We start from the raw sequence: 13,644 nt of genomic DNA, 5'->3' as shown, positions 1-13,644 counted from the left end.
GGGAGGGAACCTTTCTGAAGAAAGGTTCCCTCCCCCCTCCAATCTTACTCTTCCACAAAACACCGCGTCAGATCGTCTAGTGTCTCGCGGCGGCGGATAAGCTTGGGCGTGCCGTCGCTGGTGATGAGCACTTCGGCGGCGCGGGGGCGCTGGTTGTAGCTGGAAGACATCACGAAACCGTAGGCCCCTGCGTCGAGCGCGGCGACGATGTCGCCCTCCTTGATGAGCGGCAACATGCGCTTCTTGGCGAGGATGTCGCCGCTTTCGCAGATGTTGCCGACGATGCTCTGTTCGACGAGGTCGGTATCAGGCTCGCCGCCGTCGCGGAAAATCTCGATGTCGTGGAACGAGTCATACATGGCGGGACGCACAAGCACGTTGAAACCGAGGTCGGTACCCACGTAACGGTTTTCGCCGTTGAACTTGGTCGCGTGCACGGTGCCGAGCAGCACGCCGCACTCCGCGACGACGTAACGGCCGGGCTCGATGAAGAACTTGCCTTTGTAGCCGGTTTCCTCGACCCATGCGGACAGCAGTGCGTGAAGCCGGCGGCCGAGTTCGGCCATATCAAGGCGGGGCTCTTCCTCATACTTGCGGTAGGGGATGCCGAGGCCGCCCCCGAAGTCGATGATCTCAATGCCGGGGAGCAGATCGGCAAGATCCGACTGGACGAAGTGCAACAGGAATTCGATGGCGTTGAGATAATTGTCCGGCTCCATGAACAGCGAACCGATGTGCTGGTTCACCCCGGCGAGCGTCAGGCTGTGCTTCTTGAGCAGGGCGCGGACCTCATCCAGTGAGATGGGATCGATGCCGAACTTGGTTTCCTTTCCGGCTGTGATGACCTTTTTGTGATGCCCGGCCCCGATGCCGGGGTTGATGCGGATCATCACCTTGCCGCCGGGGTTGACCTTGCCGTACTGGTCGAGCTGCGACAGGGAATCCACGCTGACGATGAGGTCGTTGTCCGCGGCGTTCTTCATTTCTTCGGTGGAAACATTGTTGCAGACGTACAGGAGGCGGTCGGGCGTGAACCCGGCCAGCTTGTTGATATGCAGTTCGCCGGGCGACATGGCGTCGGCGTGGCAGCCTTCTTCACGGACGATGCGCAGGAGGGCGAGGTTCGTGTTGGCTTTGGCGGAGTAGTTGACATGAAACCCCGGAAGGCTGGAAAGGCCGAGCAGTTCCCGGCAACGCTGGCGCAGCACGTCTTCATTGTAGACGTAGAGAGGGGTACCGTATTGGGCGGCGAGTTCCTGCGGCGTCGTGTTTCCAAAAAAGCGGACCTTGTCGGTCTGGGCGGAGCGAACGTTTGACATGGATTGTCCTCTGAATGGCAAAAGATTACGGGGTAAAAGTAACAGGCTGCACGGTGCTGTCAATAGAAGAAGGGATGTACGATAAAATACAATGTATTTTCGTATGTTAAGGATGTACAAGATTGTCATGCCCGATGGGCGGCAGGGTGCCCCCGAAAGGATATTTGACTTTCCGCCTTTCTGGGGACATGGTAGAACATCAAACTACATTAAGGAGCCTTTCATGGCAGTCAAAGACGGCAACACCGTTCGCGTGCACTATACAGGGACTTTTTCCGACGGAGAGGTATTCGATTCTTCCAGAGAGCGTGAGCCGCTGGAATTTACCATTGGCGACGGAAGCCTGATCCCCGGTTTTGAGGATGCGCTGCTCGGACACAATGCGGGCGACCGCTTCACGGTTACCATTCCCGCCGATGAGGCTTATGGGGAGCATCTGGAAGAACTCCTCATGGAAGTGCCCGTGAGCGAAGTCCCCGAAGACATCAAGCCCGAGGTGGGCATGATGCTTCAGATCGCCACCGATGACGGCGACATGGAAGTGCAGATCGTCGAAGTGAACGACAAGGTCGTGGTGCTTGACGCCAACCATCCGTTGGCTGGAGAAGACCTGACCTTCGACATTGAAGTTATCGACGTCAAATAGGCTTTGCGCATAAGCTCCGATTCGGTTATTCTGAATCGGAGCTTTTTTTATGAAGGCGTTTTTCACAGAGAAAGGGCAGAGGGAACGACTGAGCGGGTCGCCTTTTGCTTCGGACATCAGGCCCTGGAGGAGACATGAAAGTTGTTTTCGAGATCACCGGGTTGAGTTGTGACCTTGCGCTTCATCCCATCTCGCCCCAGACGGCGGAGAGTATGCGTGAGGGCGGGCGCGACATCTACAGCCAGAAGTACATGAACTGGTGGCGCAGGGGCAACACGCGCACGTTCGGGATGCGTCTCAACGAGTCTTCCGAGATCCGTTTGCAGGTGGATGGAGAGGACGTTTCGTTCAACGCCAATCTTCTGTACCGCAACGTGTACACGCTGCGCCAGCGTATGTACCTTTCCAGCAAGGCTCAGTTCCTGGCCGTTCTGGGCTATGACAACGAGACCTGCACATTCCGCTGGATTTGGGAAAACATCGACCATTTCGATGCGTCCAAGTTCAACTTTGTCGTGACGGACTGGGACAACGTCCTCGGCACCAAGGGCTACCGCGTGCTTGACAACGTGTTCTACAACGACAAGCACGCCGACGATGAGGAATGGCTGAACCCGAGCGGTTTCACCCTGATGGACCCCATCGTCATCGACCTCGAGGACGTCCGCCGCGAGATCGAAGAAGAACTCAAGGGAACCGCCAACTACGGCCGGTAAGATGTGCGCCGGGAAAACCTTTTCCCGGCATGTTGAGCTGGGAAGCCTCCGTTTTGCGGGGGCTTTTTTTATGGCTGGCGGGAAGGAAGGGGCTATCCTGCGACACGCCGAGCGCTCTGCGGACTGATGCGCAGCTCCTCTGGTGAGGACGGGCTCCTTGCGGGATGGCTTTCCGATGTTGTGGTGATTCCTAGCCAAAGCCCCTATCCACGGGAACGCCGCGAATAGGGACTGGAATGGAGTGTGCGAGAGCCAACTCCGGAAAAGGGGGGCCTTTCAATGGCAGTCTGTGTTGGAAAAGACTGCGGGCAGAGATCAGGTAAGCACGGAGGCCTTTGGAAAGGGAGGGATGGATCTCGCGTTGGGGGGGTGGGGAAGGGGACCTTTTCCAGAAAAGGTCCCTTCCCCTACGCTTCTTACGCCTTCAAAGCCTCTCTGCTCTGGAATGTGTTGTTGCGCTGTTTATCCGTCCCGCTCCGCTTCTTCAAAGGAGGCGCGGTTCCGGTTGATGGCGGAAACCAGATCCGGCATGAGCTGCACGATTTCGTCCATATTGCCGGAGCAGGCAACCTCTTCAAGGCAGCGGGCCGGATCGTCCAGCACGCGCAGATCGTAGGTTTCGGCCAGACGTCCGATATGGGCGGCGGCTTCGCAGACCATCTGCGCGTCGCCCGATTGTTCGCCCTGGATGGCGCGCTCCAAAGCTTCATCCAGTTCCGTAAGCAAGGCACGAATGGCTTCGTCAGAGGCCTCGCTTTCCTGCTCAGCATCCTGGTGCGGGGCTTTCTGTCCGTCCTCTGTGGGAAGGGCAGGTTCCTGTTCCGGTGTTTCGGGAATGGCTGGAACGGGCTGCTCCTGCGCGGCCGCTTCGCCGTCTCCTGCGGGAAGGACGGGAGGAAGGGGGGCCTCCTGAGGTTCGGGGAGGTCGATATCTTTTTCGGTGGCCGGCTGGATAACCGGAGCCACCGGTACGCCGAGCTCCACAATGTCATCAATGGCCAGCTCGTTCGTGTTTGCCGTCGGGCGCGAACCTTGTTCGCAGGGCGCGAGACAGGCCGCTTCATCCAGCAATGAACGCGGGCCGGGTAGTGGGGCTGGTCGGGCTTCCCCAAACAGATCGGGAATGGGAGCGTCCTTCTCCGCAGGCTGCGCCGGGGCGGGTTTGCGGACGGGTTCGGTCAGGTTGATGACTTCCGCTTGCGGCCCAAGCCCAAGTCCGGCCAACGAAAGTTCCGGCTGATTGCCCAGCGGTTCGTCCAGCATCAGGACGTCGTTGGAGAGGCTGCTTTTTTTGTCCGGCAGCGGCGTACCGAGCATGAGCGGTTCATCCGCCTTGTCGGTTTGGGCCGTCAGGGTCAGCGGCGCATCGTCAGTGGGAGCAAGCGTCAAGGGGGCGTTGTCCCGCTTTTTGGGGGAAACCTTTTGTTCCGGTTCCAGCGTCAACGGAGTTTCCTTGGGAGTCGGCAGCGGAGCCGACACGGTCAGCGGCTTGATGATGGGCGTGGGTTCACCTACCCATTCATCGAGGTTGAGATCGGGCACGGTATTTAAGGGAGTGGCCGCTTCGGAACGCTGCGGAGCGGAAGCGTGTTCGGAATCAGGCCGCTTTTCCGCTTCCTTTTCCTGCGTGGGCATTGCGAGCGGAGCCTCAACCAGCTTGGCCAGTTCCTGTTCGCCGTCCTGCTTCTTGATGATAGGCATAGGTTCCCCGACCCATTCCGCGGCATTTGTCGGGGCGCTTGGCTGGGCTGGCATATGCTTGGCGCGCTCTTCCAGCGGGTTCGGGCGCTCAGGGCGCGGCCTGGGGGCTGGAACTTCCTCGGGGGATGCTTTGCTGATGGGCATGGGTTCGCCCACGCTGGACAGCTTGATCGGCTTTTCGGGAGCCTTTTCCGTGAGCGTCATGACGGGTTCATCAACCCGAGCGGCTACGGTGGGCGCTTCGGGTGCGGCTGGCTTGGCGTGTTTGCGGAACGGCGCGAACAGGGAGGCGAAGATGCCTTTCTTAACAGGCGCCGGTTCGGCGGCGTGGCTGTTCCGGGGCGTGGAAAGGGCCGGGGCGAGCGGCTTTGCCGGTTCCGGGAGTTCCGGAAGGTTGGGGATATCCGGCGAGACGCGCGGTGAATTCTTGGCCGAAGGTGCTTGCGGTTTGGGCGCGGTTTTTGTGGGAGCGTCGTCCGTATCCTTGAAGCGGCGCGAAACAGGCGCGAGGCGCAGGGTCAGTACGCGCAGATCCTTGCGCGTGATCGGCTTCTTGAGGAAATGGGTGCATCCGGCCCGGCGCAGGGCGTCGATCTGCTCGTTGCTGTTGACCAGCGCAAGGATGGAGGCCAGCGGGAAATTGTGCTCGCCTTCAAAGATGCGGATATCGGCCACGGCGTCGGCGATGCTTTCCTCCGGCATGTCGTCGTCGAAAATGATCAGAGCCCCGGGGGTGCGGCGGTAAAGCGCCTTCGCTTCCTCGGCGCTCCGGGCTTCGATGATCTCATGGGGCAGCTCATCCAGATAATAGGACAACATCTGTCGGTTCGCCGGGACGTTGCTCGCCACGATGATGCGCAGGGAGCTCGCGGGCAGGCGGGACAGCGTTTCCTTGTCCGGCTCGGGCGCGGCGGGGATGGGCTGCTGTTCGATGCGGGCGGTCAGCCTCATGCTGAACGAAATGGTGGTTCCCTTGGGGCCGCTTTCGAGAGAGACGAGTTCCCCGTCGGGCCCCACGAGTTCCCATGTGCGCACGAGCGCCAGCGTACTGCGTTCGAGGGGCGGCATACCGGAACCCGTATCCGAAACGGTGAACAGCAGGTGACCGGGATCAGTGCTTTCGGGCAGGCGCTGGGCACGGATCTGCACCATGCCGCGATCGGTGGCGAGTACCGCGCTCTCGACCAGCAAGGCCAGCACGTTGGCGAGCTGGGCGCGTCGCCCTTCGTAGCAGCGGGGCAGGTAGGGGGCGGTAAACCATGACAGGCCGAGGTTCTTGGATTCGGCGAGGCTGGAAACCGCTTCATGGGTTTCCAGCAGAAGCTGGTTCAGATCAAACCGTTCCTTGCGGTCGAAGTCCTGAGAGAGGGGTATGCCCCTGCCCATATTGCCGATGGCCGTGGCGAGGTTGCGCCCGGCGACGCCGAGGGCGTCGGTCCGGCGGCGGGCTTCGGCGGAGAGCTGCGACTGGTCCACGGCGCTGATGGCCCGGAGCAGGGCATCCAGCGGAGCGCGGAGCGATTCCTCCACCATCCCGGCGGAAAGAGGCGCTTGGAGGGCTTGCGGATACGGACGTTTTTCCGGGGTGCGGGATGTGGGCCGGGAGGCTTCGGCAGCCCGCGCGGGCTCAGGCTGTACGGTGGCGGAGGAAGGTTTCTTATTCGGGAAGCTGGCGATTTCAAGACCTTCCGGCTCGGCGGAAAGCGAGGGGAGGCGCTCGAACGACGTTTCGGAAGCCTTGGAAGCTTCGCCCAGTTCCAACGCGGCGACGCCCGCCCTGCCGGTCTTGGTGTCCCGTGTGCTGCGGTTCGGAGCGGGGAGAGGCTTCGGGCTCGGGCTGAGCGCGGCGAACAGGGCGCTCAGGGTCAGTCCGGTCAGGGGGATCAGGCTGACCACGCCCGGCGTCATGAAGCCGTCCAGCGCGTGGGGCAACAGGCCGATGATCGATTCGGGGAGCAGGCGGGAAAGCGGAAACAGCGCCAGCATACCCAGAGGCGGCAGGATGCAGATAAGAAGGAAGCGTTTCGCGCCGGGAAGCCTGCGGGCACAGGCCGCGAGGGTGCCGGGCAGGAGCAGAAGCATGAACAGGGGCCACAGCGGCAGGAATTGCAGCGTCCACGTATAGCCGGGGATCAGCGGCGCGACGGAAAGGGCTATGCCGAAGAGGGCCAGCAGAACGAACTGCATATCAATAAAAGGGGCGTGGTGGCGCGTCCGCAGCATGTGCCTGCCGACATGCGGCAGGATGAGCAGGGCGACGCCGGGCGCGAGCAGCCCGGGCATATCCCAGCGGCTGACTTCCCCTGCGGGTGTTGTGGGCAAGCCCCAAAACGCCTGCACCCAGACGGCGGCGATGTAGAGCGCGGCCCACATCCGCCATTCGCGGCGCTCGGTGACCCCGCGCAGGAGGCACAGGAACAGCAGCACGGCCAGCAGCACAAGCTGCGGCTGCGTCCCGAGTTCGTCCACGAGGGTCAGGCTCGCCGCATTGCGGAGCATGGGGGCGAAGCCGGGAGCCGGGATGCCGTTGACCCGGATATAGATGCCGGTCTGATCCGGCAGGGGGCTCGGCAGGGAATAAAGCCCGTCGCTGGAGGGGCGCACCGGGGTTCCGTTGCTTTCCCCGGGACGGACCAGCCAAACCTGCGGGATGCCGGGGAGCTGCCCGGCTATGCGGGTATTCAGATCCAGCACGAGCGGAAAGGCCGGGGACTTGCCCTCAACCTCCAAGCGCATCCAGATGGTCCCCGCCTGATGTGGGAGGGATTCCGGCTCGTAGGGCTTGAATTCTTTTTGGGCGTTCGGGGACAGGACATCCGTCAGCGTGTGGGTGCCTTTGGGGTCCAGCAGCCACGCCGCCTGGAGAGGCACGGAAGCCCCCTCTTTGGCCAAAGCGGAACCTGGCTCTCCGGAAACCGCGGGAAGGGCCGAAGCCGTCTGCACCACCGGGGCGGCGGGCGTTTCCGGTGCCGTCTGTTCGACCACGGCCTGAAGCGCCTCTTGAACGACGGTAGGCGTCGCCGTGGACACCTCCGGGATGGGAGACGCGGGCGCGGGATCGGCCGCGCCCATGCCGGGGGTCAGGACGAGCAGCAGCGCGGCGAAAAGCGGCATGTACACACGGAGGCGGGAATGTTTGAACGGCAAGAAAGAGTGCATAGGCGATGTGGGGTTCGGGTGACGGGAAGACAAACGATAAGGAATCAAGTCTGCTCCGGGACGCGCCGTTGCCGTGCTGAACGGGGACGCGGTCGCTTCCACAGGGCGATAGCTGTAAATACGCCGCTCGGAAGCTGTCGGCAAGTTATTAAAGAAAGCATATGATATCCCCAGATTAAACACCAGACGCCAAAGGGGTGTTACCGGGGGTGAAGAAAAAAATCAGAAAAAAAATAAAAAGACGTTGACAGAGGCGTCGTGGAGGTGCATAACCCGTTCTCGCCGCTGCGGGACGGAATGTCTCGCTGAGCCGGGCAGGGCCGAGAGGCCGGGCACGGCGGGGCGAAAAAGTTTTTTGAAAAAAGCAGAAGAAAGCGGTTGACAGCGAGAGGAGGCCGGGATAAGTTCCCGCTTCTGCGCCGGGGAGAAATCCTCGCGGCGCGCTCCGAAAAAAACTTCGGGGTTCGAAAAAAAAGTTGTTGACAAGCTGGACCGAGCGGGGTAAGTTCCCGCTTCGCCGCTGACGGAAACGCAGCGGCTGAGGCAAGCGCCTCTGGTTCTTTGACAAGTGAAGAGCGAGTTGGGAATAAGAAACTTTGAGTTTTAGCCCATAGAGATATGGGCAAGCTAGTTGTTTTCAATCAACTGGAGAGTTTGATTCTGGCTCAGATTGAACGCTGGCGGCGTGCTTAACACATGCAAGTCGAACGTGAAAGTCCTTCGGGATGAGTAAAGTGGCGCACGGGTGAGTAACGCGTGGATAATCTACCCTTAAGATGGGGATAACGGCTGGAAACGGTCGCTAATACCGAATACGCTCCCGATTTTATCGTTGGGGGGAAAGATGGCCTCTGCTTGCAAGCTATCGCTTAAGGATGAGTCCGCGTCCCATTAGCTAGTTGGCGGGGTAACGGCCCACCAAGGCAACGATGGGTAGCCGGTCTGAGAGGATGACCGGCCACACTGGAACTGGAACACGGTCCAGACTCCTACGGGAGGCAGCAGTGGGGAATATTGCGCAATGGGCGAAAGCCTGACGCAGCGACGCCGCGTGAGGGATGAAGGTTCTCGGATCGTAAACCTCTGTCAGGGGGGAAGAAACCCCCTCGTGTGAATAATGCGAGGGCTTGACGGTACCCCCAAAGGAAGCACCGGCTAACTCCGTGCCAGCAGCCGCGGTAATACGGAGGGTGCAAGCGTTAATCGGAATCACTGGGCGTAAAGCGCACGTAGGCGGCTTGGTAAGTCAGGGGTGAAATCCCACAGCCCAACTGTGGAACTGCCTTTGATACTGCCAGGCTTGAGTACCGGAGAGGGTGGCGGAATTCCAGGTGTAGGAGTGAAATCCGTAGATATCTGGAGGAACACCGGTGGCGAAGGCGGCCACCTGGACGGTAACTGACGCTGAGGTGCGAAAGCGTGGGTAGCAAACAGGATTAGATACCCTGGTAGTCCACGCTGTAAACGATGGGTGCTGGGTGCTGGGATGTATGTCTCGGTGCCGTAGCTAACGCGATAAGCACCCCGCCTGGGGAGTACGGTCGCAAGGCTGAAACTCAAAGAAATTGACGGGGGCCCGCACAAGCGGTGGAGTATGTGGTTTAATTCGATGCAACGCGAAGAACCTTACCCAGGCTTGACATCTAGGGAACCCTTCGGAAATGAAGGGGTGCCCTTCGGGGAGCCCTAAGACAGGTGCTGCATGGCTGTCGTCAGCTCGTGCCGTGAGGTGTTGGGTTAAGTCCCGCAACGAGCGCAACCCCTATCTTCAGTTGCCAGCAGGTAAGGCTGGGCACTCTGGAGAGACCGCCCCGGTCAACGGGGAGGAAGGTGGGGACGACGTCAAGTCATCATGGCCCTTACGCCTGGGGCTACACACGTACTACAATGGCGCGCACAAAGGGTAGCGAGACCGCGAGGTGGAGCCAATCCCAAAAAACGCGTCCCAGTCCGGATTGGAGTCTGCAACTCGACTCCATGAAGTCGGAATCGCTAGTAATTCGAGATCAGCATGCTCGGGTGAATGCGTTCCCGGGCCTTGTACACACCGCCCGTCACACCACGAAAGTCGGTTTTACCCGAAGCCGGTGAGCTAACTCGCAAGAGGAGCAGCCGTCTACGGTAGGGCCGATGATTGGGGTGAAGTCGTAACAAGGTAGCCGTAGGGGAACCTGCGGCTGGATCACCTCCTTTATAGGAAAAATTCCCAACTCGCTCTTCACTTGCAAGGAACAAGGGCTTAACGCCATGCTCTTTGAGAAGAAAACGTCAGGGGCCTGTAGCTCAGGTGGCTAGAGCGCACGCCTGATAAGCGTGAGGTCGAAAGTTCAAGTCTTTCCAGGCCCACCACTTATCAGGGGGTATAGCTCAGCTGGGAGAGCATCTGCTTTGCACGCAGAGGGTCGACGGTTCGATTCCGCCTACCTCCACCACAAGCTTGCTGACGTACAGTCCATGATTGGTCATTGACGCGAAATATCGCGGCAGTCATCCAGGCATGGCCTGGTCGCACCGGCCGGAAACACCGGCGGGTGCTGCTCATTTACAATTGAATAGGGGAATGGGAAGGGAATAGTAAAGTTCTTGAGAAATAAGATATCAAGGGCAACAGGTGAATGCCTTGGCGCTGAGAGGCGATGAAAGACGCGGTAAGCTGCGATAAGCATCGGGGAGGAGCTAAACATCCTACGATCCGATGATTTCTGAATGGGGAAACCCGATGGGAGTCATGTCCCATCATCCTGAGCTGAATATATAGGCCCAGAGAAGCCAACCCGGGGAAGTGAAACATCTCAGTACCCGGAGGAAGAGAAATCAAACGAGACTCCCAGAGTAGCGGCGAGCGAAATGGGAAGAGCCCAAACCGGGTGGTTTCGACCATTCGGGGTTGTAGGGCCGGCATACGCGATTCTGGAGTAAGCAGGGGAAGAGAGCTGGAAAGCTCTGCCACAGCGGGTGATAGCCCCGTACCCGAAACTGAAAAGGACGCAGCCGGTACCTGAGTACTGCGAGGCACGTGAAACCTCGTGGGAATCTAGGGGGACCATCCTCTAAGGCTAAGTACTCCTCAGCGACCGATAGTGAACTAGTACCGTGAGGGAAAGGTGAAAAGAACCCCTGTTAGGGGAGTGAAATAGAATCTGAAACCTGTTGCCTACAAGCTGCGAGAGCTGCTTTTGCAGTGATCGCGTGCCTTTTGTATAATGAGTCAGCGAGTTACTCTACCGTGCGAGGTTAAGCGAAAGCGTAGCCGTAGTGAAAGCGAGGCTTAACAGGCCGACTAGTACGTTGGAGTAGACCCGAAACCGGGTGATCTATCCATGAGCAGGTTGAAGCAAGGGTAAAGCCTTGTGGAGGACCGAACCGTCAACGGCTGAAAACGTTCCGGATGACTTGTGGATAGGGGTGAAAGGTCAATCAAACCCGGTGATAGCTGGTTCTCCCCGAAATATATTGAGGTATAGCCTCGGGAATTGATTAGCGGAGGTAAAGCACTGACAGAGCTAGGGGTCCTACCAGATTACCAAACTCTATCAAACTCAGAATGCCGCTTAATTGTATCCCGGGAGTCAGACGGCGGGTGCGAAGGTTCGTCGTCAAAAGGGAAACAGCCCAGACCAACAGCTAAGGTCTCCAAATCCATGCTCAGTGGTGAAGGTAGTGGAACCGTTTAGACAGCCAGGACGTTGGCTTAGAAGCAGCCATCGTTTAAAGAAAGCGTAATAGCTCACTGGTCTAATGGCTCTGCGCCGAAAATGTAACGGGGCTAAGCATGGTACCGAAGCTTTGGCAATCTCCTTTGGAGATTGGGTAGGGGAGCGTTCGCTGCGGGCTGAAGGTGTGCCGGAAGGCATGCTGGACTGCAGTGAAGTGATTATGCTGACATGAGTAACGATAAAATATGTGAAAAACATATTCGCCGAAAACCCGAGGTTTCCTGGGTAAAGGTAATCTTCCCAGGGTTAGTCGGATCCTAAGGTGAGGGTGAAAGCCGTAACCGATGGAAAACAGGTTAATATTCCTGTACTTGTTGTGTAGCGCGATGGAGGGACGCAGGAAGATAGGCGGGCCGGGTGTTGGATATCCCGGTGCAAGCGTGTAGGAATATCCGGTAGGCAAATCCGCCGGACGAATCTGAGACGCGAGTCCGTGGGCGCAAGCCCTGAAGCCGTTGAGTCTATGCTGCCTAGAAAAGCTCCTAAGTTTATCCACAGCAATCCGTACCGCAAACCAACTCAGGTGGGTGGGATGAACAATCCAAGGCGCTCGAGAGAACTCTGGCCAAGGAACTCGGCAAAATAACCCCGTAACTTCGGAAGAAGGGGTGCTCTCTAGGGTGACATGTTTAACATATGAAGCCCCGGGGAGCCGCAGTGAATTGGTGGTGGCGACTGTTTACTAAAAACATAGGTCTGTGCGAAGTCCTAAAGACGACGTATACGGACTGACGCCTGCCCGGTGCTGGAAGGTTAAAAGGAGGGGTCAGCGCAAGCAAAGCTCCGAATTGAAGCCCCAGTAAACGGCGGCCGTAACTATAACGGTCCTAAGGTAGCGAAATTCCTTGTCGGGTAAGTTCCGACCTGCACGAATGGCGTAACGATCTCCACACTGTCTCGGCCAGAGACTCGGTGAAATTGCAGTCGCGGTGAAAATTCCGTGTACCCGCAGAAAGACGGAAAGACCCTGTGCACCTTTACTATAGCTTGACATTGGATTTTGGGCCTGCATGTGTAGGATAGGTGGGAGGCTGTGAACCCTGTACGCCAGTATGGGGGGAGCCATCCTTGAAATACCACCCTTGCATGTTTAAGATCCTAACTTCTTCCGGTTATCCCGGAGAAAGACAGTGTCTGGCGGGTAGTTTGACTGGGGCGGTCGCCTCCTAAAGTGTAACGGAGGCATGCAAAGGTTCCCTCAGCCTGATCGGAAACCAGGCGCTGAGTGCAAACGCATAAGGGAGCTTGACTGTAAGAGAGACATCTCGAACAGGAACGAAAGTTGGCGTTAGTGATCCGGTGGTCCCGTATGGAAGGGCCATCGCTCATTGGATAAAAGGTACGCCGGGGATAACAGGCTGATCGCATCCAAGAGTTCACATCGACGATGCGGTTTGGCACCTCGATGTCGGCTCATCACATCCTGGGGCTGAAGCAGGTCCCAAGGGTACGGCTGTTCGCCGTTTAAAGTGGTACGCGAGCTGGGTTTAAAACGTCGTGAGACAGTTTGGTCCCTATCTTCTGTGGGCGAAGGAGAATTGAGAGGGCCTGTCCCTAGTACGAGAGGACCGGGATGGACGCACCCCTGGTGATCCTGTTGTCGCGCCAGCGGCATAGCAGGGTAGCTATGTGCGGAAGGGATAACCGCTGAAAGCATCTAAGCGGGAAGCCTGCCTCAAGATAAGTTCTCCCCTCGAAAGAGCTGAAGGGCCCGGGTAGACTACCCGGTCGATAGGCTGGAGGTGTAAGCGCGGCGACGTGCTCAGCTGACCAGTACTAATAGCCCGAGCGGCTTATTTTTCAAAAACTTTCCCCTTCCCAACCCCCTATCAATTAATATCACATAGAGATTTGTCTTGGTGTTCATGGAGGAGAGGGTACACCCGATCCCATTCCGAACTCGGCAGTTAAGCTCTCCATCGTCGATGATACTGCGCATTCTTACGTGGGAAAGTAGAACAACGCCAAGACTTTATTTCCAAAGGGCCGTCCTGGACAGGACGGCCCTTTGTTTTTTGCCCGAAGCTCATCCTCATCGCGGCCACCCCTCCCTAAGCCCCAGGCCCGGCTCAAGCCCTTCCTTCTGTTTCCCCCCCCCTCCCTCGGTTCTCCTCCTCCCCCCAGCTTCTGTTTCCTTCGGCTTTATGCACCGGTTCGCTCCATAATCGGCGTTAGTTTTTCCCCTCTTCCCTTTTCTCGCAAGCCTTACCGGTTTGCCCGGCAGAGGCCCCGGAAAACCTCCGAGTAAGGCGGAGAGATGCCCTTATGGAGATGCACAGCTCTCATGCCGTTTTCATAAAGAAAGGGCAGGAAACGGGTAGGGATGTTCTCGGTAACTCCTCCCCAGCTACGTAAAGCCTGAGGCATATAAAAAAAGGGGGAAGGAG

Annotated in this window: 4 protein-coding genes, 2 tRNA genes and 3 rRNA genes; 7 read left to right on the top strand and 2 right to left on the bottom strand. The window is 58.4% G+C overall.

What is annotated here, in order from left to right:
* Positions 1-44: 44 nt before the first annotated feature.
* Positions 45-1,319 (bottom strand): diaminopimelate decarboxylase, encoded by a 1,275-nt coding sequence (gene lysA / locus HMPREF0178_RS06735; protein ID WP_009368074.1) that lies wholly within the window; start codon positions 1,317-1,319, stop codon positions 45-47.
* A 223-nt stretch (positions 1,320-1,542) separates the two neighbouring features.
* Between lysA and HMPREF0178_RS06730 the strand changes: the two genes are divergently transcribed.
* On the top strand, positions 1,543-1,965 hold the full coding sequence (locus tag HMPREF0178_RS06730; RefSeq protein ID WP_005027775.1) for a peptidylprolyl isomerase: 423 nt from the start codon (positions 1,543-1,545) through the stop codon (positions 1,963-1,965).
* 134 nt (positions 1,966-2,099) lie between these two features.
* Positions 2,100-2,681: a hypothetical protein gene (locus HMPREF0178_RS06725; RefSeq protein ID WP_009368073.1), complete on the top strand. Its 582-nt coding sequence runs from the start codon at positions 2,100-2,102 to the stop codon at positions 2,679-2,681.
* Positions 2,682-3,143: 462 nt separating this feature from the next.
* Here HMPREF0178_RS06725 and HMPREF0178_RS06720 read toward each other — a convergent pair whose 3' ends face one another.
* A complete protein-coding gene (locus HMPREF0178_RS06720; RefSeq protein WP_232281228.1) occupies positions 3,144-7,496 on the bottom strand; it encodes a molecular chaperone Hsp90 in 4,353 nt (1,450 codons plus the stop codon).
* Between the two features lie 687 nt (positions 7,497-8,183).
* Between HMPREF0178_RS06720 and HMPREF0178_RS06715 the strand changes: the two genes are divergently transcribed.
* From HMPREF0178_RS06715 to rrf, 5 genes are all read left to right on the top strand, one after another.
* Positions 8,184-9,734 (top strand): 16S ribosomal RNA (locus HMPREF0178_RS06715).
* A gap of 79 nt (positions 9,735-9,813) precedes the next feature.
* Positions 9,814-9,890: transfer RNA gene (locus tag HMPREF0178_RS06710), tRNA-Ile, on the top strand.
* A gap of 7 nt (positions 9,891-9,897) precedes the next feature.
* A tRNA-Ala gene (locus HMPREF0178_RS06705) sits at positions 9,898-9,973 on the top strand.
* Positions 9,974-10,129: 156 nt separating this feature from the next.
* Positions 10,130-13,058, top strand: a 23S ribosomal RNA gene (locus tag HMPREF0178_RS06700).
* Positions 13,059-13,112: 54 nt separating this feature from the next.
* Positions 13,113-13,227: ribosomal RNA gene (rrf, locus tag HMPREF0178_RS06695) — 5S ribosomal RNA — on the top strand.
* The 16S, 23S and 5S rRNA genes sit together here with 2 tRNA genes alongside, the layout of an rRNA operon.
* Positions 13,228-13,644 lie beyond the last annotated feature (417 nt).

The sequence above is a fragment of the Bilophila sp. 4_1_30 genome (assembly GCF_000224655.1).
Lineage (GTDB): Bacteria > Desulfobacterota > Desulfovibrionia > Desulfovibrionales > Desulfovibrionaceae > Bilophila > Bilophila wadsworthia.
The sequence above is the reverse complement of the archived record's forward strand: the minus strand, read 5'-3'. Positions and strand labels throughout refer to the sequence as shown.

Bases quoted from the DNA above. Each gene is read 5' to 3' on its own strand.
- HMPREF0178_RS06725 (WP_009368073.1), top strand. From the start codon at position 2,100: ATGAAAGTTGTTTTCGAGATCACCGGGTTGAGTTGTGACCTTGCGCTT.
- HMPREF0178_RS06720 (WP_232281228.1), bottom strand. From the start codon at position 7,496: ATGCCGCTTTTCGCCGCGCTGCTGCTCGTCCTGACCCCCGGCATGGGC.
- HMPREF0178_RS06730 (WP_005027775.1), top strand. From the start codon at position 1,543: ATGGCAGTCAAAGACGGCAACACCGTTCGCGTGCACTATACAGGGACT.
- lysA (WP_009368074.1), bottom strand. From the start codon at position 1,319: ATGTCAAACGTTCGCTCCGCCCAGACCGACAAGGTCCGCTTTTTTGGA.